The sequence below is a fragment of the Pseudomonas sp. GW822-FHT02G04 genome (assembly GCF_058802085.1).
In genome coordinates, this window is the sequence record NZ_JBXANU010000003.1 from 435654 (window position 1) to 455114 (window position 19461).

Sequence of the window (19461 nt, forward strand, 5' to 3'; positions counted from 1 at the left end):
GCGAATCAACTGTCATTTTTTTGGTAGATGATTTTCTTCGTGCCGCCTTCGCACGTGCCGACCACCATGTTCTGATCGTGCACTTCGTCGTTGGTGACGATTTCCAGGGTATAGGACGAGACGTTATTGGCCTGGATCTTGGCTTCGATCTCGGCCTTGAGCTCCTCACAGGATTTCGGTGCCGCGAGGGCCGATGTGGCTAGCGTGCAACAGATAACCGCCAAGGCAAAACGTTTCATGGTTGAAGCTCCCTTGAGGCAGCGCGCACGGTGATGCGCTAAAGCTGCTGTCATTTATTCGACCACAATTACGCCAGCCAGGTTTTGTTTCAACGCAAAAAAGATCGCAGCCTTCGGCAGCGACTACCGGTCGATCAATGTAGGCGCTGTTGAAGGCTGCGATCTTTTATCGGTTTAGCTGACCAACGTCGCATCCAGGCTGATTTTCGCATTCAACACCTTGGACACCGGGCAGCCCTCTTTGGCCTTGTTGCTCAGCTCCTCGAATTGCGCCTGGGTCGCCCCGGGGATTTTCGCCTTGAGGGTCAGTTTTACCGCGGTGATTGCAAAGCCGCCGTCCACCTGGTCCAGGGTGACTTCGGCGTTGGTGTCGATGCTGTCGGCCTTGAGGCCGGCCTCACCGAGAATCATTGAAAACGCCATGGAGAAACAGCCAGCGTGGGCCGCGCCGATCAACTCTTCCGGATTGGTGCCCTTACCGCCTTCGAAACGGGCCTTGAAGCCGTAGGGCGCTTCTCTGAGTACACCGGTTTCCGTGGAAATCGAGCCGATGCCGGTTTTCAGATCACCTTCCCAATGAGCCGATGCTTTCTTTGTGATAGCCATGTCTCTGCCTCCTCAAGATCCGGCGCGAACCGTCACGCCTTCGTGGTTTTCGGTTACCAGGGTTCTGAGGATAGACCGTCAGGCAAAGTTCACCTCATCTGATCAGGCCTCTCATGGCACGGGAATTTTGTATCTTCTATTGAAACTCGGGTATATGCCCTCATTGCATAGAACACGCTTATAGCCTCGGCAGGTTTTCGTTGGTGAAAAAACCTGCTTACCCATTGGAGAAGCAGGTTTATGAAACGACTGTCTGAGATCAAGTTTTCGACCCTCGATCTGGTGCCCGTGCGTGAGAACGGCAGTGCGGCCCAGTCTCTGCGCAATTCCCTGGACCTGGCGCAGCACGTCGAAAAGTTCGGCTATAACCGTTTTTGGGTCGCCGAACACCACAATATGGACGGGATCGCCAGTTCGGCGACCTCGGTCCTGCTGGGTTATCTGGCCGGCGGTACTTCGACCATTCGTGTCGGTTCGGGTGGCGTGATGCTGCCCAACCATGCGCCGCTGGTGATCGCCGAGCAGTTTGGCACCCTCGAAAGCCTGTATCCAGGCCGGATCGACCTGGGCCTGGGGCGCGCGCCCGGCTCCGATCAAATGACCGCCCGCGCCTTGCGTCGCGAGCGTTCCGGCAGCGCCGACGATTTCCCGGAAGACGTGGCCGAATTGATGCGCTACCTCGGCCCACGCACGCCGGATCAGCGGATCATTGCCATGCCGGGTACCGGCACCAATGTCCCGGTCTGGTTACTGGGTTCGAGCCTGTTCAGTGCGCAGCTGGCCGGTGAGCGCGGTTTGCCCTACGCATTCGCTTCACATTTCGCACCGCGCTTCATGCATGAAGCGATTCGCGTCTACCGCAACCACTTCAAGCCTTCAGCGGTGTTGGATAAGCCTTACGTGATGCTCGGTGTGCCGCTGGTGGCGGCAGATACCGATGAGCAGGCCGATTATCTGGCCACTTCGGTGTACCAACGGATTCTCGCGTTGATGCGTGGCCAGAGCCTGGTGCAACGCCCACCCGTGAAGACCATGGACGGCTTGTGGCTACCCCATGAGAAAGAAGCGGTCGGTGATTTCCTGGGGCTGGCCATGGTCGGCAGCCCGCAGAAAATCCGCGCCAAGCTTGAGGTGCTGATCGAACAGACTCAGGCGGATGAACTGATTTTCACCTGTGACCTGTATGAACATGCCGATCGCGTGCACTCCTATGAACTGTTGGCGCAGGTCATGAAGGGCTGACATCTAAACGGCACCCACAAAAAAGCCGACGCCATTGCGTCGGCTTTTTCATTTTTAAGGGCGGTCAGCCTTGCTTGTAAACGATGACCTTGGAGCCCTTCTCACATTTTCCGACGACTTTCCCACCGGCAGCAGTGCCTTTGTCGACGATCTCCAGCGTGTAATTGGAAACACCCTTGGCGTCCAGTTTTGCAGCGATTTCGGCTTTCAGCTCTTCACACGACTTGACCTGGGCAAAGGCTGTTCCCGCAAGGCTCAACAAACCTACCGCCAGAATAAACTTCTTCATGGGTGCACTCCTTGGTCGGATCAATAGAGGGAGGGCATCCAGCTATCGACTGGATGCGCTCTCCCTGTAGCGCTTTGCTGTTTCCTATGGCATGCGGTCGGCGCGCAAGTTCAGACGGCTGGCTCAAACTCAGCTGCTGGCAATCCGGAAACCGACTTTGAGTGTCACCTGGAAGTGTGCAGCTTTGCCGTCCTTGATATGCCCGCGGGTTTCGGTCACTTCAAACCATTCCATGTACTTGAGGCTTTTGTTGGCTTCGGCCAGGGCGTTGTTGATGGCGTCTTCAATGCTGCTGGTGGACGAGCCAACCAGTTCGACTTTCTTGTAGGTGTGATGGTCAGACATGGCGTTCTCCTTGAGGTGTGAAATACAGCCTAGCAGTGATTTTTCTTATTTCTTCTGTCGACCAATCCGTAGTGACGTTCAGATTTACTGCACTTTCTCGAACCCCTGAAGTCCCAACCAACACACGTCACTCATCAACAATGCAGGAGAGCCATCATGGCCAACACGTCGTTACGCAACGCCTCATTGCAAAGCATGGAAGCCGAGATCGAGAGTCTGTTGAAATCGTTGGAAAACCTGAAGGACGACGCCTCGGACGAGTCGCGTAAAACTCTCAAGACATTGAAAAGCAACGCCGAGAACGCGCTGAAACACTCGCGCCATCTGCTCGCCGATGCCTATGAAGAGGTCAAGGTCAAAACCCGTGAAACCGGGATCGCGACACGTGACTACGCCCAGGAACACCCTTGGACTACAGCCGGTGTTGCCGTTGGTGCGCTGGGATTGCTCGCGGCCTACTTATTGTTCAGGCGCGGTCATTAAGGTGTCTGGCGCAGTTCGTTTTTAAGCCACTGCGCCAACTGCCGAGCGCGCCCGTCCGCGGCGCGCTTGGGGAGCCACAACGCCAGTTGCGCCGGGGTTTCACGGAAGCCCCATGGCGCAACCAGGCGACCGGCCTTCACGTCTTCGGCCACCAGCGGCTCGGGCGCGATGGCGACGCCCAGCCCGGCCACTGCCGCTTCCAGCAAATAATACAAATGCTCGAAGCCCTGACCGTACTTCAGCGTCTTGTCGTCGAGGCCGCTTTGCTGTGCCCAGCTCGGCCAGGCTTGCGGGCGTGAGGTGGTGTGCAGCAAGGGTTCGCTCAACAGTGTGCTTGCCGGTGCGTCTCGTAGCCTTTCATAACCGGCAAATCGCGGGCTCATGACCGGGCCGATTCGTTCGCTGGCCAATTCGTAGACCTGCATATCCGCCGGCCATGGCGGCTCGGCAAATACCAGCAGGGCATCCAGACCGGGTCGTCGTGGATCAAGATCGCCTTCGCCAGCCGACAGGTGCAAGCGCAGATCCGGCAGGTCCGCATTCAGCCGCCCCAAACGCGGAATGAACCAGCGCGCCAAAAGACTGCCCGAGCAGCCGAGCACGAACGGCGCATCGGCGGTGCTTTGGGTCAACTCGGCGCAAACGCTGCGCAAACGCTCGAAGGCTTCGCCGCTGGCATCGCGCAAACGAACGCCGGCATCTGTGAGTTTAAGGCCGCGTCCATCCTTGATGAACAGGCTCACGCCGAGGTGTTCTTCCAGCACCTTGAGTTGCCGGCTTACCGCGCCATGGGTGACGTGCAGCTGTTCGGCAGCCTGACTGACGCTGTTCAGACGGGCAGTGGCTTCGAAGGCGCGAAGCGCATTCAGCGGGGGGAGGTCATGGCTCATGGGATCTGTGAGTTTTCCTGACAGGTTGTGGCGATCTTATCGGTTTTCAGCGTGGGATGTCAGGGGTAGAGTGAACCCCATCATCACCTCTCGAATACAACTGGAGCGCCCCATGACCCAGACAAATCTGCGCAACGGCCCCGACGCCAACGGCCTGTTTGGCGCGTTCGGTGGCCGCTACGTCGCCGAAACCCTGATGCCGTTGATCCTCGATCTGGCCCGCGAATACGAAGCGGCCAAGGAAGATCCGGCATTCAAAGAAGAATTGGCCTACTTCCAGCGTGATTACGTCGGACGTCCAAGCCCGTTGTATTTCGCCGAGCGCCTGACAGAGTTCTGCGGCGGCGCGAAGATTTACCTCAAGCGCGAAGAGCTGAACCACACCGGCGCGCACAAGATCAACAACTGCATCGGCCAGATCCTGCTGGCGCGGCGCATGGGCAAGAAACGCATCATTGCCGAGACCGGCGCCGGCATGCACGGCGTGGCGACCGCCACCGTGGCCGCGCGTTTCGGCCTCGATTGCGTGATCTACATGGGTACCACTGACATCGAACGTCAGCAAGCCAACGTGTTTCGCATGAAGCTGCTGGGCGCCGAAGTGATCCCGGTGGTCGCTGGCACCGGCACCCTCAAAGACGCAATGAACGAAGCACTGCGTGACTGGGTGACCAACGTCGACAGCACCTTTTACCTGATCGGCACCGTGGCCGGCCCGCACCCGTATCCGGCCATGGTTCGCGACTTCCAGGCCGTTATCGGCAAGGAAACCCGTGAGCAGTTGCAAGCTCAGGAAGGCCGTCTGCCAGACAGCCTGGTGGCGTGCATCGGCGGTGGTTCCAATGCCATGGGCCTGTTCCATCCGTTCCTCGATGACAAGAGCGTCGAGATCATCGGAGTCGAAGCGGCCGGCTACGGTATCGAAACCGGCAAGCACGCGGCCAGCCTGAACGGCGGAGTACCGGGCGTGCTGCACGGCAACCGTACGTTCCTGCTGCAGGACGATGACGGCCAGATCATTGACGCGCACTCGATTTCAGCCGGTCTCGACTATCCAGGCATCGGCCCGGAACATGCCTGGTTGCATGACATCGGCCGCGTCCAGTACACCTCGGTGACCGATGACGAAGCCCTCGACGCATTCCATAAATGCTGCCGCCTGGAAGGGATTATTCCTGCACTGGAAAGCGCCCATGCCCTGGCCGAAGTGTTCAAGCGCGCACCGACCCTGCCGAAAGATCACCTGATGGTGGTCAACCTGTCCGGCCGTGGCGACAAAGACATGCAAACCGTGATGCACCACATGGAAAACTCTCAACAAGTGCAGTCCAAGCAGGAGAAACACTGATGAGCCGCCTGCAAACGCGTTTTGCCGAACTCAAGGAACAGAACCGCGCCGCCCTGGTGACCTTTGTGACCGCCGGCGACCCAAGCTATGAAACGTCCCTGGCGATCCTTAAAGGTTTGCCCGGTGCTGGCGCTGACGTGATCGAGTTGGGCATGCCCTTCACCGATCCGATGGCCGACGGCCCGGCGATCCAGCTGGCCAACATCCGTGCCTTGGGCGCCAAACAGAACCTGGCGAAAACCCTGCAAATGGTTCGCGAGTTCCGTGAAGGCAACAGCGAGACTCCGCTGGTGCTGATGGGCTACTTCAACCCGATTCACATGTACGGCGTGCCACGTTTCATTGCCGAAGCCAAAGAAGCCGGTGTCGATGGCCTGATCGTGGTCGACATGCCGCCGGAACATAACGCTGAATTGTGCGACCCGGCACAGGCGGCGGGCCTGGACTTTATCCGTCTGACCACTCCGACGACTGACGATGTGCGTCTGCCGACCGTTCTGAATGGCAGTTCCGGATTTGTTTACTACGTGTCGGTGGCGGGTGTGACCGGTGCGGGCGCGGCGACTCTGGAACATGTCGAAGAAGCCGTCACCCGTCTGCGTCGCCATACCGATCTGCCGATCAGCATCGGCTTCGGTATTCGCACACCGGAACAGGCAGCGTCCATCGCGCGTCTGGCCGATGGTGTGGTGGTGGGATCGGCGCTGATCGATCACATCGCCAATGCCTCAACTCCGGATCAGGCTGTAGAGGGCGTACTCAGCCTGTGTGCGGCCTTGTCCGATGGCGTGCGTAAGGCGCGGGTCAGCTGAAGGTAAAGTTCCTGAGACCGAGCAATTAGCGCCTCGCGGGACAGACTAAACAGCAAGACCGAGGGCTTCAGGACTACGTTCTGAAGCCCTTTTTGCTGTATGTCTCGATGGGGTCTTGTATTGATCCACAACTAGCAATCACGAGACCGGCTGTGGCGAGGGAGCTTGCTCCCGCTGGGGCGCGAAGCGGCCCCCGAAATCGACCAGACACCATAGGACGACGGCTTCGCCGCCGAACGGGAGCAAGCTCCGTCGCCACAGAGATTCTGCTCTTTCGGGGTCCTATGCTTCAGGGCAACTCCAACCCGCCCGCAGCCTTGTGCAACTTCCTCAAATGTTCGCCAACCTGCTTCAGGTTCTCTTCGTTGGCGGCCATTTCAGCAGCGCGGCTCGGCTCGAGCAGCGCTCGCACTTCCTTGTCGAGGTCCCCGGTCAGCACTTGAAGCTGCTTCTGACGCAGGTTGCTTTCCGACTCCAGGCGTTTCCATTCGTTTGGCTGCGGCAAACCATAGCCACCAGTGCCGAGCAGTTCGGCCGGACGGCTGAGGAAGCCGCTGTTGGCGAGAATCTGCTGCAAGGTCGCGTTGGCTTTATCCATGCCGCCGTTGTTCAATTCCCGAGCGCCCAGGTAGCGCTGTTTGACTTCGTCCTGGGCCAACACTAATTGTTGGCGGAAGCTCGCCTGCTCCAGTAACAGCAATGCCGCGCTGGTGCGCAGGTCCGCCTGGTCAATCCATTTGCGGCGCTCATCAGCTTTCAATGCCAGCCAGTCTTCGACCTTTTCCTGATTGATCGGCAAATGCTTTTTCAGCACTTCGAACATCGCTTGATAACGCTCGCGAAAGGAGTCGAAGCGATAGCCCAGGCGTAACGCTTCGCGAGGGTCGTCGAGCACGCTGGTATCCGCCAGTCCGCGGCCCTTGAGCACTTCCAGCAAGCCGTTGGGCATGATGCTGTCGAGCCCTGTCAGTTGGGTATTATTGCTGCCGCTGCGCAGCAGTTTCAGGCTTTCCACGGCGCAGTTGTTGGACAGGAAGAAGTAATTGCCGTCGTAACTCCAGTGCATCTCGGCGGCGTGTTCCACCACGTCTTCGATCTCGCTGCGCGACAGGTTCAGCGGCACCGAGGCCAGGCTGCGCAGTTCAGTCTTGGTGTATTCGTCGATCACCTGGGCCAGCGGCAACACAAACAGGCGCGATGGGTATTTGCCCACCAGCCCATCCCAACTCGACAACTGTACGTCACCGACGAAAGCGCGGTAGGACAGCACCAGATGTTGATCCAGATCGAGGCGGCAATCCGGCCCGCGAGGCCGACCGGGCGCGCAGATCACCAGTCGCAGCATGCTGTGACCCCAGCGGCTGACCCAGTTCTGGTTGGCTTCTGCCAGCAGATAGTCGACGGCATACACCCGTTCCGGATCGACCTGGCCCAAGGGCTGTTTGGCGAAATCGTTACCCGCATTGAGGAAGGCGAATGGTTGGGCGCATTTGTCTTTGGCGGCGGGCGCCCAGCCGAAGTGTTCTTTGTAGTAGCGATACAGCGCAGGCCGACGGCAGGCATAGCTTGGGTCGAGGAGGAAGTACTCCATGTTGACCGCGACGAACTCCTTCGGGCTGCTCGTCTCGTAGATGTCCGGGCTGCGGGCAATCTGCCGGTTGTGCTGTTCGCGCTCACCGCGCCGACCGACGTATTGCGGCCAGCCGGCCAGATCGAGCAGGCGAGGGTCGTCGCTGAGGGTCCAGCGTCGGTCGGTCTGTCCGCGGCACTGATCCGGGATGCCGATCAGCCCGGAGCTGCTGTTACGTTGTGTGCAGCGCTGGATCAGTGTGCGCTCGGCGTCCGGCCAGAGGCGTGCGCGGTCGTAGATGTGGGTGAGCTCGTGCAACACCGTGGCGAGCATTTCCTGGCGCACTGTGCCGTGGGGACGATAAGTTTTTTTGGTCGCGGCGCTGCCGTCGGTGAGGCTGGCGAGCAGGTTGCGATTAAGGTCGAGTTCGGACACCAGCGATGCCTGGCCATAGGCATTGCTCGGCATCTTGTCGGTCCAGCCGACATCGATGTGCCGGTCCAGTTTCTCGATGAAGCGTGGCGGCAACGCCTGCATGGCTTCATCGAGCAGCGCCTGACTGGCCTGCTGTTGCGCGGGGCTCAGGCCGTCGGTCTTGAGGCGTAATTGCAGGCTGGCCTGAGCCGTGTTGCCAAGCAGCAACACAACCCCGGCCAGCAGCCAGGCGCTTAGTGATTTCACAGTGCGAGGATGGCTTCGGCGAGAACCTGATCACTGGCGTCGCGGGCTTCCGGTACGCGGGTGCGCAAGGTGTCGAAGGCCGCTTCCAGGTGTGCACCACGGATTTCACCCTCGCTGGCGACGAAACTGGCCGCATCGTCGTGGGCTTCACGGACGATCTTCGAATCGCGGATGGACGTGGTGGTATCGGAAGTGAAATCAAGCGTGCGCTGGGAGGCACGAATGATCATGTTACTGGTGGCTACCAGGGTGTGCGCCTGGGCCACGTCGGCCAACAACAGCAGGCCAAGGGTGGCAGCAATCAGCGGGCTACGCATGGAGTGACTCCGGAAAAACAAGGATAACTATTGGACGAGAATTGCCTGCGCCAGTTCAAGGTCGCTGGCATGAAGTTTTGGCTGGGTCCGGCGCAGATAGATCAAGGCCGATTCCAGTTGTGCTCCTCGCAGTTGGCCGTCACTGGCGATGAACGCTGCAGCGTCATCCCGGGCGGCGATCAGCAGTTTATGGTCGAAGGGGGCGGAGGTCACCATGCTGGTGGCGTAACCACTGGCTACGGTGCCTTGTGTAGACAGGTTGAAAGCGTCGAAAGCATGGGCCGAACCCGACCAGCAGGCCGCGAGAAAAACCGGGGTGATCAACAGATTTGAAAGAAAATGCATGAGGCTCGATAGCTGAAAGCGAGCCCCAAGGCTAGCGCAATGCCCAGGCTAGAGCCAGCGCCGAAACATTGGGACACGATGGGCGTGTCCCGGTTCGGCGCAGTTGCTTAGATCGTCAGGATGGCTTGAGCCAGCTGTGCGTCGGTCGCATTCAGTTGCGGAGCCTGTTGGCGGATATGGTCGAGTGCGCTTTCCAGCTTCACGCCACGGATGGCACCTTCACTGGCAACGAAACTGGCCGCGTCGTCACGGGCAGCACGGACGATTTTGTCGTCACGAAAGGAGGACGAAACATCCGAAGTCGCGTCGGAGGAAGCCTTCAGGCCATTAACGATGGAGTCGGTGGTTACGATAAAACTGCTGGCGTGGGCATTGGCGGCCATGGCAAGCAGGGCGGCAGCGCTGAGCAAACGAAGACGGGACATGAGTAGCTCCTTTGGATAGATCGATAGAGAGGTGGCACAGGATCAGACGCCTGTCGTCTTAAAGCGTTCGCCACGTTCTATCTGGATATTAGGCCTGAGCATGTCGGTTAGAACAGTCCTGTCTGTTACGCAGGCAAGCGCAGACACACTTAGATTAAACTGTACTGGTGATAACTTATATTCCTGAAAACTGTACCTGTTGGCGATTTTCTCTTCTATACGACCCAATATGAAGCCTAAAACGACAAAACCCGTCGTGGTTTCCCACGACGGGTTTTGTTTATTCAATTCGGGTTGCTGGCGGTGGACCCGGTGGGTCAGAGCCAGCGACGCTAACTTAGCGCCAGAACGGCTTGCTCAGCTCTTCGTAGCGTTGTGCTTCGCTAATCCCGGCGTCAGCCAGCAGACGCGAATCCAGGCGAGCCAGTTGATGGCGGCTGGAGATGCGGCGCTGCCACAGCATCAGGTTGGCGATAACGCGCAAAGGCAGGGAAGCCTGGGTTTTTGCAGCAGTGTCTTCGAAGAACAGCTCGGAACTGAGTGTACGTTCCATGGTTGACATCCTTCCGCTTATGGCGGGATTAGGTAGTGGTTTAACTTTGACTGATGCCAATGATCCTCTCGTTTGGCCAGTCTCTGTAGATACAGTTCACCTGTATTGTGAGAGACCAGTTAACTGTTAAACGGTGGTGTACTGGTCTAAATTGAGGCAACTGTACCTATCAGCACCATTATGGTGCATCAATAGGCGTTTGGCTGGAAAAGGTAGGCAATTACGGTAGGAAAAGACCGGTACAGCAGTACAGTTTTTGATTGAAAAGAATGCTGCAACAGCGAGCTGACGAAACTGTGTTTGCGTCAGCTGCTATCTGTATCAATTACACCGCCAGCATGCGCCCGGTTTCTTCCAGGTTCATGTGCCAGCTCAGTGCGTCACGCAGGATATGCGGGGTGTGCCCGCCGACCGCGCAAGCAGCAGTGAAGTAGTCATTCAGGGCTGGGCGATAGTCCGGGTGAACACAGTTGTCGATGATGACGCGGGCACGCTCACGCGGCGCCAGGCCTCGGAGGTCGGCCAAGCCGATCTCGGTCACGAGAATGTCGACGTCATGTTCTGTGTGATCGACGTGGCTGACCATGGGGACCACGCTGGAAATCGCGCCGCCCTTGGCGATCGACTTGGTGACAAAGATCGCCAGATGCGCATTGCGTGCGAAGTCGCCCGAGCCGCCGATGCCATTCATCATCCGCGTGCCGCAGACGTGGGTGGAGTTGACGTTGCCGTACAGATCGAACTCCAGCGCGGTGTTGATGCCGATGATGCCCAGGCGCCGCACCACTTCGGGGTGATTGGAGATTTCCTGGGGGCGCAGTACCAGCTTGTCCTTATAGTGCTCCAGATTTCCGAATACATCGGCATTGCGCCGGCTCGACAGGGTGATCGAACTGCCCGAAGCAAAGCTCAGCTTGCCGGCGTCGATCAAATCGAAAGTCGAATCCTGCAGCACTTCGGAGTACATGGTCAGGTCTTCGAATGGCGAGTCGATCAAGCCGCACATCACCGCGTTAGCGATACTGCCGATGCCGGCTTGCAGCGGGCCGAGCTTGTTGGTCATGCGCCCGGCAGCCACTTCTTGCTTGAAGAAGTCGATCAGGTGGTCGGCGATGGCCTGGGTGTCTGCGTCCGGCGGCAGCACAGTAGAGGGCGAGTCGGATTGATTAGTGATCACGATCGCGACGATTTTTTCCGGTGGTATCGGAATGGCGGTACTGCCGATGCGGTCATCGACCTTCACCAGTGGAATAGGCGTGCGGGTCGGCCGGTAGGTAGGGATATAGATGTCGTGCAAGCCTTCGAGATTCGGGTTGTGCGCCAGATTGATCTCGACGATCACGTGTTTGGCGAAAATCGCGAAGCTGGCCGAGTTGCCCACCGAGGTGGTCGGCACGATATGGCCCTGCTCGGTGATCGCCACGGCTTCGATCACCGCGATGTCCGGCAGCTTGAGTTGCTGGTTACGCAGCTGCTCTACGGTTTCCGACAGGTGCTGGTCGATGAACATGACTTCGCCGGCATTGATCGCCTTGCGCAGAGTGCTGTCCACCTGGAACGGCATGCGTCGCGACAGTACACCGGCTTCAGTCAGCTGTTTGTCGAGGTCGTTGCCCAGGCTGGCGCCGGTCATCAAGCTTATTTTCAGTGGCGTGACCTTGGCGCGCTCGGCCAGTGCATGAGGCACGGCCTTGGCTTCGCCGGCTCGGGTAAAGCCGCTCATGCCGACGGTCATGCCGTCCTGAATCAGAGCGGCAGCGTCGGCGGCGCTCATTACCTTGTCCAACAATGAAGGAAAGCGAATACGGTCACGGTACATGATTGTTATCTCGGGCAACGGAAGCAAGGTGCGCAGTCTAGTGAATTCGAGCGATGCCCGTCCCGCTACCAAGGTCGCATTCGAGGCGTCTATTCCGGTGCTTTCAGGCAAAACACCTTTACAGGATCGGTAACAGACGCAAACAAAAACGCCCCGACGAGTCGGGGCGTTCAGGTTGCCGAAGGGTTTTATTCGACGGCTTTAACCATGTCTTCGATGACTTTCTTGGCGTCGCCGAAAACCATCATGGTCTTGTCCAGATAGAACAGCTCGTTGTCCAGGCCGGCATAGCCGCTGGCCATCGAGCGCTTGTTGACGATGATGGTCTTGGCCTTGAACGCTTCGAGAATCGGCATGCCGGCAATCGGCGATTTCGGGTCGTTCTTGGCCGCCGGGTTCACCACGTCGTTGGCGCCGAGCACCAGCACCACGTCGGCCTGGCCAAACTCGGAGTTGATGTCTTCCATCTCGAACACCTGGTCGTAAGGCACTTCGGCCTCGGCCAGCAAGACGTTCATGTGGCCGGGCATCCGGCCGGCAACCGGGTGAATCGCATACTTCACGGTCACGCCACGATGGGTCAGCTTCTCGGTCAGCTCTTTAAGCGCGTGCTGCGCCCGTGCTACCGCCAGGCCGTAGCCTGGAACGATGATCACGGTGTCGGCGTTGGTCAGCAGGAAGGTGGCGTCGTCCGCCGAGCCGGATTTCACCGGACGGGCTTCTTTGGAGCCCGCCGGGCCAGCGTCCGCGGTGTTGCCGAAACCGCCGAGCAGCACGTTGAAGAACGAACGGTTCATCGCCTTGCACATGATGTACGAGAGGATCGCACCGGACGAACCCACCAGCGAGCCGGCAATGATCAGCATCGAGTTGTTCAGCGAGAAGCCGATACCCGCTGCTGCCCAGCCGGAGTAGCTGTTGAGCATCGACACCACGACGGGCATGTCGGCGCCGCCGATCGGGATGATGATCAGTACGCCCATCACGAAGGCCAGGATCAGCATCAGCGCAAAGGCGCTGAAGTTGCCGGTCAGCATGAACGTGACGCCCAGCGCCAGCGTCGCCAGACCCAGCAGCAGGTTCAGTTTGTGCTGACCGCTGAACTGTACTGGTGCGCCCTGGAACAGGCGGAACTTGTACTTGCCCGACAGCTTGCCAAATGCGATCACCGAACCGGAGAAGGTGATTGCACCGATGGCCGCGCCGAGGAACAGCTCCAGACGGTTACCCGCCGGAATCGAATCGCCCAGCTGTTTGACGATGCCCAGCGACTGCGGTTCGACGACGGCTGCAATGGCGATGAACACCGCTGCCAGGCCGATCATGCTGTGCATGAAGGCGACCAGCTCCGGCATCTTGGTCATTTCAACGCGCTTGGCCATGATCGAACCGGCGGTGCCGCCTACCAGCAGGCCGACGATGACGTAGCCGATGCCGGCGGTAGCACCGCCTTGCTCAATAGAGAGCGCCGCCAGCTTATAGATGAGACCGATGGTGGTGAGGATTGCCAGGGCCATGCCAAGCATGCCGTACACGTTGCCGCGCCGCGACGTGGTCGGGTGCGACAGGCCTTTGAGGGCCTGGATGAAGCAGATCGACGCGATCAGATACAGCGTCGTTACCAGATTCATGCTCATTACTTGGGCGCCTCTTCTTGTACGGCTTTCGGGGCTTTTTTCTTGAACATCTCAAGCATGCGACGGGTGACCAGGAAACCACCGAACACGTTCACGGCCGCCAGAGCCACCGCCAGGGTGCCCATGGTTTTGCCCAGTGGTGTTACGGTCAAAGCGGCCGCCAGCATCGCGCCGACGATCACAATCGCCGAAATGGCGTTGGTCACTGCCATCAACGGCGTGTGCAGTGCAGGTGTAACGTTCCAGACCACGTGATAACCGACATAAATCGCCAGCACGAAGATGATCAGGTTGTAGATACCGGGGGAGATAAGCTCTTCCATCGTCTGAATCCCTGCTTAGGCGTTTTTGCGGATGACTTGGCCGTCGCGGCACATCAGGCACGCGGCGACGATGTCGTCTTCTAGGTTCACTTCGAACTGGCCTTCCTTGTTGAAGACCAGCTTCAGGAAGTCCAGCAGGTTGCGTGCGTACAGCGCCGAAGCGTCTGCCGCGACCGCACCGGCCAGGTTGGTCGGGCCGACAATGGTCACGCCATTCGAGACCACGACCTGATCCGCCACGGTCAGCGGACAGTTGCCGCCCTGGGCTGCGGCGAGGTCGATAACCACCGAGCCTGGCTTCATCTGCGCCACGGTTTCGGCGCTCAATAGCGTCGGCGCCTTGCGGCCCGGGATCAGTGCCGTGGTGATGACGATGTCAGCCTGCTTGGCGCGTTCGTGTACGGCCAGGGCCTGACGCTGCATCCAGCTGGCCGGCATGGGGCGCGCATAACCGCCGACACCGACGGCGCATTCGCGCTCTTCATCGGTTTCGTACGGTACGTCGACGAATTTCGCACCCAGGGATTCAATCTGCTCCTTCACCGCAGGACGCACATCGGACGCTTCGATCACGGCACCCAGACGTTTTGCAGTGGCAATCGCCTGCAAACCGGCCACACCGGCGCCGAGAATCAGCACGCGCGCCGCTTTCACGGTACCCGCGGCGGTCATCAGCATCGGCATGAAGCGTGGGTAGTAGTGAGCGGCCAGCAGCACGGACTTATAACCGGCGATGTTCGCTTGGGAGGACAGCACATCCAGGCTCTGGGCGCGGGAGGTGCGTGGCGCAGCTTCCAGCGCAAACGCGGTAATACCGCATTCGGCCAGTTTGGCGATGGTTTCATTGCTGAACGGGTTGAGCATGCCCACCACGACGGTGCCGCTCTTGATCAGCGTCAGTTCGCTGTCGCTGGGGGCGACCACCTTGAGAATCAGCTCGGCACCAAACGCATCGTTGGCGCTGCCAATGGTTGCGCCTGCCGCTTCATAAGCACTGTCGACAACGCTGGCGTTAATGCCGGCGCCGCTTTGTACAGTGACCTTATGACCCTGGCCGATCAGCTTCTTGATGGTTTCCGGGGTTGCAGCAACCCGTGTTTCACCCGTCTGGGTTTCGAGAGGAACACCAATGTGCACGTCAAATCTCCTGCGTGATCTTATTGAGTAAACCCAGGCACTTCGGATGGTGCGGCTGGGGCGGCCGATCAGCACGATCCCGCCAAATCAGGGCGGGGCGCGGCATTTTGCAGGCGAACTTTGTGCCCTTCAAGGGATTATGACGGGTGACGGAAAATTAACTACAAGTCACCCCGTGACTGAATGTCGCACCTTTCCGTTAAATCCCTTGCAGGCCGTGGCCTCTAAGGATTTTTGCCAAAATTCAAGAATTTACACATCCGCACGGTGAATAGGTTGTCATTGCTTGCCAATAGAGGCTCAAAGCCACGTACTCAAACGCTTGTGGGACGTTTGTGCTGTTTGTCGGTACAGTCTGTCAATATGCGACAAATACTTATATCTGTAGTGCTTTTGTATTGCTGACTACGTAGTCAACTAATGGGTGTAAGCCTTTATCCTTCTAGGTTGTAGCTGTGTGCCTGATTCACCAGCCAGTCGCGAAATGCCTTCAAAGAGGCTGATTCGACCTTTCGATCAGGAATCATCAGGTAGTAGGCCTTGATGCTCGATAGTGCTTGAGCATTGGCAATGACCAGACGCTTCTCCGCCAATTCGCGCTGAATCAGGAATGGCGGAATCAGCGCGATCCCCATGTCATGCATCGCCGCTTGGGCGAGCATGGAGAATAGCTCGTAACGCGGTCCTGTCATGTCTCGCGGGACATTCAGGTTCTGGGAGTTGAACCATTGGCGCCAGGCATAAGGGCGGGTGGTCTGTTGCAGCAAGGGCAACTCGGCGATTTCACCGGGGCTCAGGTTGGTTTTTTGGCCCAGCAACGTGGGGCTGCACACTGGCATCGGATTCTCGCCCATTAGCCTGTGGGACTCGGTACCCGGCCAGTCGGCGTCGCCGAAATAAATGGCGGCATCGAAGTCTGTGTCGGCAAACAGGAAGGGGCGCGTACGGTTTGTAAGGTTGACCGTCACCTCCGGGTGTTTGTGCTGGAAGTCCTTGAGTCGTGGCAGCAGCCATTGAGTGCCGAAGGTCGGAACCACCGCCAGTTCGATCGCATTGGCACCTTGCTGGCCCATCACTGACAAGGTGTCCCGTTCAACCGCGTCGAGTTGGGTGGCCACCCTGCGGCTGTAGGAAAGCCCGGCTTCTGTCAGCTTCACTCCGCGCCGCGAACGTCGGAACAGTTCGACATTGAGGAACTCCTCGAGGCTGGCGATCTGTCGGCAAATCGCTCCCTGAGTGAGAGAAAGCTCCTGGGCAGCCTTGGTAAAGCTCTCGTGGCGCGCTGCCGCTTCAAAGCTGATCAGGGCTGTTGTGCTGGGGATCTTCCTGCGCATGTACGTCAACCTCACTAATGCATCGCATAAAGTCGATTCTGCGACATTTCGAAGTGAGAAATTAGCACAACAGTATGCAAAATCCTCGTTTGCCGGGACGCCGAACCCGGCCTAGGATCAATCCACGTTATTTGACCCGATTCGAGAGGGCTCACTCATGGGCGGTAAAGCTAGCTTCAATTGGATCGATCCCCTGCTGCTGGATCAACAGCTCACTGAAGAAGAGCGCATGATTCGCGACACGGCCGAGCAATTCGCTCAGCAGAAGCTCGCACCGCGTGTTCTCGAAGCTTTCCGTCATGAGAAGACTGACCCGGCGATTTTCCGTGAGATGGGTGAAATGGGTCTGCTGGGTGCGACCATCCCTGAGCAATACGGTGGCAGTGGCTTGAACTACGTCAGCTACGGCCTGATTGCCCGTGAGGTCGAGCGTGTCGACTCCGGCTATCGCTCGATGATGAGCGTGCAGTCCTCTCTGGTCATGGTTCCGATCAATGAATTCGGTACTGAAGCACAGAAGCAGAAATACTTGCCGAAGCTGGCCACGGGTGAATGGATTGGTTGCTTCGGTCTGACCGAGCCCAACCACGGTTCCGACCCGGGTGCGATGATTACTCGTGCACGCAAAGTGGAAGGTGGCTACAGCCTCACCGGCAGCAAGATGTGGATCACCAACAGCCCGATCGCTGATGTATTCGTGGTTTGGGCCAAGGACGATGCGGGCGATATTCGCGGCTTTGTATTGGAGAAGGGCTGGAAAGGTCTGAGCGCCCCGGCGATTCATGGCAAGGTTGGCCTGCGAGCATCTATCACCGGCGAGATCGTCATGGACAACGTGTTTGTTCCTGAAGAGAACATCTTCCCGGATGTCCGTGGTTTGAAGGGCCCTTTTACCTGCCTTAACTCGGCGCGTTACGGCATTTCCTGGGGCGCACTGGGCGCTGCCGAGTTCTGCTGGCACACCGCTCGTCAGTACACCCTGGATCGTCAGCAGTTTGGTCGTCCATTGGCGGCCACTCAGTTGATCCAGAAGAAGCTGGCCGACATGCAGACCGAAATCACTCTGGCGCTGCAAGGCTGCCTGCGTCTGGGGCGTATGAAAGATGAAGGTACTGCCGCGGTCGAGATCACTTCGATGATGAAGCGCAACTCCTGCGGCAAGTCCCTCGACATCGCTCGCATGGCTCGCGACATGCTGGGTGGCAACGGTATCTCCGATGAGTTCGGTGTGGCTCGCCACTTGGTCAACCTGGAAGTGGTGAATACCTATGAAGGTACGCATGACGTCCACGCGTTGATCCTCGGTCGCGCGCAGACCGGCATCCAGGCGTTCTATTAACAGGAGAACGGCCATGGGCGCGCTTTCGCATCTACGGGTACTGGATTTGTCGCGGGTGCTCGCCGGGCCTTGGGCCGGGCAGATCCTTGCGGACCTTGGCGCTGACGTCATCAAGGTCGAGCGTCCGGGTAATGGCGATGACACGCGCGCCTGGGGACCTCCGTTCCTTAAAGACGCCTATGGCGAGAACACCAGCGAGGCGGCCTATTACTTGTCCGCCAACCGCAACAAGCAATCGGTGACCATCGACTTCACGCGGCCAGAGGGTCAGCAGCTGGTGCGTGAGTTGGCGGCGAAGTCGGACATCCTCATCGAGAACTTCAAGGTCGGTGGTCTTGCGGCATATGGGCTGGACTACGAGTCGCTAAAGGTGGCCAATCCGAAGCTGATCTATTGCTCGATCACCGGGTTCGGTCAGACCGGCCCGTATGCCAAGCGTGCGGGTTATGACTTCATGATCCAGGGCTTGGGCGGTCTGATGAGTTTGACCGGTCGCCCCGAAGGTGATGAAGGTGCAGGCCCGGTGAAAGTCGGCGTGGCGCTGACAGACATTCTGACTGGGCTCTATTCAACAGTAGCGATCCTGGCTGCGCTGGCTCATCGGGATCATGGCGGTGGCGGTCAGCACATTGATATGGCATTGCTGGACGTTCAGGTGGCGTGTCTGGCGAACCAGGCTATGAACTACCTGACTACGGGCATTGCGCCTAAACGCCTGGGCAACGCCCATCCGAATATCGTGCCTTATCAGGACTTTCCTACAGCCGATGGCGATTTCATCCTCACTGTGGGTAATGATGGGCAGTTCCGCAAATTTGCGGAGGTGGCCGGGCAGCCGCAGTGGGCGGATGATCCGCGTTTTGCGACCAATAAGTTAAGGGTGGCAAATCGGGCGGTGCTGATCCCGCTGATCCGCCAGGCGACCGTGTTCAAGACCACTGCTGAATGGGTGATGCGGTTGGAGCAGGCAGGCGTGCCGTGTGGGCCGATCAATGATCTGGCTCAGGTGTTTGCCGACCCTCAGGTTCAGGCTCGTGGGTTGGCTATTGAGCTGCCGCATGCTTTGGCCGGGATCGTACCGCAAGTTGCGAGCCCGATACGCCTGTCCGAGACGCCAGTGGAGTACCGTAGTGCACCTCCTTTATTGGGTGAGCATACGCTGGAGGTTTTGCAGCGGGTATTGGGTCTGGATGCTGGTGCAGTCGCTGCTTTCAAAGAGGCGGGGGTGCTCTGAAGTCCTCTTCTATATAGATGGAGTGGTTTTGCTCTCCTATATAGGAGGAAAACGGGCGGTTTTCCGGTTTTCTGCAACCTATTGATAGAAAAGCCAAATTAGAGGTTGACGGCAGATTCTGGACGTCTATAATTCGCCCCACTTCCGGCGCAGTAGAAACGAAAAACTCCTTGGTAAACAATGAGTTACGCAGTTTTCGGCAGCGGTTACGCTTCAGATCATCGAAGCCTGAAGGAGTTGGTAAGGCAGAGTGTTGTCGCCTTATTGACGGTTCGATCTTCTCGGTCGAAAGCGGAGAAAAAGAGGTGTTGACAGCAGCGACTAACGCTGTAGAATTCGCCTCCCGCTAACGAGAGATCGGAAGCGCAAGTGGTTGAAGTTGCAAAGGAAACTTTGAAAGCTTCTGAAAATAACCGCTTGACAGCAACAGAGGCTGCTGTAGAATGCGCGCCTCGGTTGAGACGAAAGATCTTAACCAACCGCTCTTTAACAA

Annotated in this window: 21 protein-coding genes; 6 read left to right on the top strand and 15 right to left on the bottom strand. The window is 58.3% G+C overall.

Annotation, left to right across the window (positions count from 1 at the left end):
• Positions 1–5: 5 nt before the first annotated feature.
• Together AC1RO5_RS06805 and AC1RO5_RS06810 are read right to left on the bottom strand one after the other, a co-directional pair.
• Positions 6–239, bottom strand: coding sequence for a DUF1161 domain-containing protein (locus AC1RO5_RS06805; protein ID WP_493173797.1), 234 nt, complete (start codon positions 237–239; stop codon positions 6–8).
• A 174-nt stretch (positions 240–413) separates the two neighbouring features.
• On the bottom strand, positions 414–845 hold the full coding sequence (locus tag AC1RO5_RS06810) for an OsmC family protein (protein ID WP_493173799.1): 432 nt from the start codon (positions 843–845) through the stop codon (positions 414–416).
• Between the two features lie 240 nt (positions 846–1085).
• On the opposite strand from AC1RO5_RS06810, the gene AC1RO5_RS06815 reads away from it, so the two are divergent.
• The gene (locus AC1RO5_RS06815; protein WP_064615703.1) at positions 1086–2087 is read left to right on the top strand and encodes an LLM class flavin-dependent oxidoreductase; all 1002 of its coding nucleotides are present in this window, start codon (positions 1086–1088) and stop codon (positions 2085–2087) included.
• A 64-nt stretch (positions 2088–2151) separates the two neighbouring features.
• On the opposite strand, the gene AC1RO5_RS06820 is transcribed toward AC1RO5_RS06815, so the two are convergent.
• Together AC1RO5_RS06820 and AC1RO5_RS06825 are read right to left on the bottom strand one after the other, a co-directional pair.
• The gene (locus AC1RO5_RS06820) at positions 2152–2376 is read right to left on the bottom strand and encodes a DUF1161 domain-containing protein (RefSeq protein ID WP_018927241.1); all 225 of its coding nucleotides are present in this window, start codon (positions 2374–2376) and stop codon (positions 2152–2154) included.
• A gap of 129 nt (positions 2377–2505) precedes the next feature.
• Positions 2506–2721: a dodecin gene (locus AC1RO5_RS06825; protein WP_018927240.1), complete on the bottom strand. Its 216-nt coding sequence runs from the start codon at positions 2719–2721 to the stop codon at positions 2506–2508.
• 156 nt (positions 2722–2877) lie between these two features.
• Here AC1RO5_RS06825 and AC1RO5_RS06830 point away from each other — a divergent pair, with 156 nt between their 5' ends.
• The gene (locus AC1RO5_RS06830) at positions 2878–3204 is read left to right on the top strand and encodes an ElaB/YgaM/YqjD family protein (RefSeq protein ID WP_493173801.1); all 327 of its coding nucleotides are present in this window, start codon (positions 2878–2880) and stop codon (positions 3202–3204) included.
• Here the strand turns inward: AC1RO5_RS06830 and AC1RO5_RS06835 are convergent.
• A complete protein-coding gene (locus AC1RO5_RS06835) occupies positions 3201–4094 on the bottom strand; it encodes a LysR family transcriptional regulator (protein ID WP_493173803.1) in 894 nt (297 codons plus the stop codon). The genes AC1RO5_RS06830 and AC1RO5_RS06835 overlap by 4 nt on opposite strands.
• Before the next feature lie 112 nt (positions 4095–4206).
• Between AC1RO5_RS06835 and trpB the strand changes: the two genes are divergently transcribed.
• Together trpB and trpA are read left to right on the top strand one after the other, a co-directional pair.
• Positions 4207–5442, top strand: coding sequence for a tryptophan synthase subunit beta (trpB, locus tag AC1RO5_RS06840; RefSeq protein WP_007940749.1), 1236 nt, complete (start codon positions 4207–4209; stop codon positions 5440–5442).
• On the top strand, positions 5442–6254 hold the full coding sequence (trpA, locus tag AC1RO5_RS06845; protein ID WP_493173805.1) for a tryptophan synthase subunit alpha: 813 nt from the start codon (positions 5442–5444) through the stop codon (positions 6252–6254). Before trpB ends, trpA begins: the two co-directional genes overlap by 1 nt.
• Before the next feature lie 289 nt (positions 6255–6543).
• Here trpA and AC1RO5_RS06850 read toward each other — a convergent pair whose 3' ends face one another.
• From AC1RO5_RS06850 to AC1RO5_RS06895, 10 genes are all read right to left on the bottom strand, one after another.
• Positions 6544–8505 carry a DUF7844 domain-containing protein gene (locus tag AC1RO5_RS06850; protein ID WP_493173807.1) on the bottom strand — a complete coding sequence of 654 codons (1962 nt, stop codon included), beginning with the start codon at positions 8503–8505 and terminating at the stop codon, positions 6544–6546.
• Positions 8502–8822 carry a DUF2388 domain-containing protein gene (locus tag AC1RO5_RS06855; protein ID WP_018927234.1) on the bottom strand — a complete coding sequence of 107 codons (321 nt, stop codon included), beginning with the start codon at positions 8820–8822 and terminating at the stop codon, positions 8502–8504. The genes AC1RO5_RS06850 and AC1RO5_RS06855 overlap by 4 nt, the downstream gene beginning before the upstream one ends.
• A 27-nt stretch (positions 8823–8849) precedes the next feature.
• Entirely contained in the window at positions 8850–9167 is a 318-nt protein-coding gene (locus AC1RO5_RS06860) for a DUF2388 domain-containing protein (protein WP_493173809.1), read from the bottom strand.
• 107 nt (positions 9168–9274) lie between these two features.
• The gene (locus AC1RO5_RS06865; protein WP_493173811.1) at positions 9275–9592 is read right to left on the bottom strand and encodes a DUF2388 domain-containing protein; all 318 of its coding nucleotides are present in this window, start codon (positions 9590–9592) and stop codon (positions 9275–9277) included.
• A gap of 337 nt (positions 9593–9929) precedes the next feature.
• Entirely contained in the window at positions 9930–10145 is a 216-nt protein-coding gene (locus AC1RO5_RS06870; RefSeq protein ID WP_018927231.1) for a DUF1127 domain-containing protein, read from the bottom strand.
• A gap of 325 nt (positions 10146–10470) precedes the next feature.
• Positions 10471–11964, bottom strand: coding sequence for a succinyl-CoA:acetate CoA-transferase ScpC (scpC, locus tag AC1RO5_RS06875; RefSeq protein ID WP_493173813.1), 1494 nt, complete (start codon positions 11962–11964; stop codon positions 10471–10473).
• Between the two features lie 188 nt (positions 11965–12152).
• Positions 12153–13601, bottom strand: a complete 1449-nt coding sequence (locus tag AC1RO5_RS06880; protein WP_493173816.1) for an NAD(P)(+) transhydrogenase (Re/Si-specific) subunit beta — start codon at positions 13599–13601, stop codon at positions 12153–12155.
• Entirely contained in the window at positions 13601–13924 is a 324-nt protein-coding gene (locus tag AC1RO5_RS06885) for an NAD(P) transhydrogenase subunit alpha part 2 (RefSeq protein WP_007940759.1), read from the bottom strand. Before AC1RO5_RS06885 ends, AC1RO5_RS06880 begins: the two co-directional genes overlap by 1 nt.
• Positions 13925–13939: 15 nt before the next feature.
• On the bottom strand, positions 13940–15061 hold the full coding sequence (locus AC1RO5_RS06890) for a Re/Si-specific NAD(P)(+) transhydrogenase subunit alpha (RefSeq protein ID WP_007940761.1): 1122 nt from the start codon (positions 15059–15061) through the stop codon (positions 13940–13942).
• A 434-nt stretch (positions 15062–15495) separates the two neighbouring features.
• Entirely contained in the window at positions 15496–16395 is a 900-nt protein-coding gene (locus AC1RO5_RS06895; RefSeq protein WP_493173823.1) for a LysR family transcriptional regulator, read from the bottom strand.
• A gap of 157 nt (positions 16396–16552) precedes the next feature.
• Here AC1RO5_RS06895 and AC1RO5_RS06900 point away from each other — a divergent pair, with 157 nt between their 5' ends.
• Together AC1RO5_RS06900 and AC1RO5_RS06905 are read left to right on the top strand one after the other, a co-directional pair.
• Positions 16553–17734: an acyl-CoA dehydrogenase gene (locus AC1RO5_RS06900; RefSeq protein ID WP_493173825.1), complete on the top strand. Its 1182-nt coding sequence runs from the start codon at positions 16553–16555 to the stop codon at positions 17732–17734.
• Between the two features lie 13 nt (positions 17735–17747).
• On the top strand, positions 17748–18968 hold the full coding sequence (locus AC1RO5_RS06905) for a CaiB/BaiF CoA transferase family protein (protein WP_493173827.1): 1221 nt from the start codon (positions 17748–17750) through the stop codon (positions 18966–18968).
• Positions 18969–19461: the final 493 nt, after the last annotated feature.

Bases quoted from the DNA above. Each gene is read 5' to 3' on its own strand.
- AC1RO5_RS06905 (WP_493173827.1), top strand. From the start codon at position 17,748: ATGGGCGCGCTTTCGCATCTACGGGTACTGGATTTGTCGCGGGTGCTC.
- AC1RO5_RS06805 (WP_493173797.1), bottom strand. From the start codon at position 239: ATGAAACGTTTTGCCTTGGCGGTTATCTGTTGCACGCTAGCCACATCG.
- AC1RO5_RS06825 (WP_018927240.1), bottom strand. From the start codon at position 2,721: ATGTCTGACCATCACACCTACAAGAAAGTCGAACTGGTTGGCTCGTCC.
- AC1RO5_RS06810 (WP_493173799.1), bottom strand. From the start codon at position 845: ATGGCTATCACAAAGAAAGCATCGGCTCATTGGGAAGGTGATCTGAAA.
- AC1RO5_RS06895 (WP_493173823.1), bottom strand. From the start codon at position 16,395: ATGCGCAGGAAGATCCCCAGCACAACAGCCCTGATCAGCTTTGAAGCG.
- AC1RO5_RS06870 (WP_018927231.1), bottom strand. From the start codon at position 10,145: ATGGAACGTACACTCAGTTCCGAGCTGTTCTTCGAAGACACTGCTGCA.
- AC1RO5_RS06835 (WP_493173803.1), bottom strand. From the start codon at position 4,094: ATGAGCCATGACCTCCCCCCGCTGAATGCGCTTCGCGCCTTCGAAGCC.
- AC1RO5_RS06815 (WP_064615703.1), top strand. From the start codon at position 1,086: ATGAAACGACTGTCTGAGATCAAGTTTTCGACCCTCGATCTGGTGCCC.
- AC1RO5_RS06865 (WP_493173811.1), bottom strand. From the start codon at position 9,592: ATGTCCCGTCTTCGTTTGCTCAGCGCTGCCGCCCTGCTTGCCATGGCC.
- AC1RO5_RS06820 (WP_018927241.1), bottom strand. From the start codon at position 2,376: ATGAAGAAGTTTATTCTGGCGGTAGGTTTGTTGAGCCTTGCGGGAACA.
- AC1RO5_RS06885 (WP_007940759.1), bottom strand. From the start codon at position 13,924: ATGGAAGAGCTTATCTCCCCCGGTATCTACAACCTGATCATCTTCGTG.
- AC1RO5_RS06855 (WP_018927234.1), bottom strand. From the start codon at position 8,822: ATGCGTAGCCCGCTGATTGCTGCCACCCTTGGCCTGCTGTTGTTGGCC.
- AC1RO5_RS06860 (WP_493173809.1), bottom strand. From the start codon at position 9,167: ATGCATTTTCTTTCAAATCTGTTGATCACCCCGGTTTTTCTCGCGGCC.
- trpA (WP_493173805.1), top strand. From the start codon at position 5,442: ATGAGCCGCCTGCAAACGCGTTTTGCCGAACTCAAGGAACAGAACCGC.
- AC1RO5_RS06880 (WP_493173816.1), bottom strand. From the start codon at position 13,601: ATGAGCATGAATCTGGTAACGACGCTGTATCTGATCGCGTCGATCTGC.
- AC1RO5_RS06900 (WP_493173825.1), top strand. From the start codon at position 16,553: ATGGGCGGTAAAGCTAGCTTCAATTGGATCGATCCCCTGCTGCTGGAT.
- AC1RO5_RS06830 (WP_493173801.1), top strand. From the start codon at position 2,878: ATGGCCAACACGTCGTTACGCAACGCCTCATTGCAAAGCATGGAAGCC.
- scpC (WP_493173813.1), bottom strand. From the start codon at position 11,964: ATGTACCGTGACCGTATTCGCTTTCCTTCATTGTTGGACAAGGTAATG.
- trpB (WP_007940749.1), top strand. From the start codon at position 4,207: ATGACCCAGACAAATCTGCGCAACGGCCCCGACGCCAACGGCCTGTTT.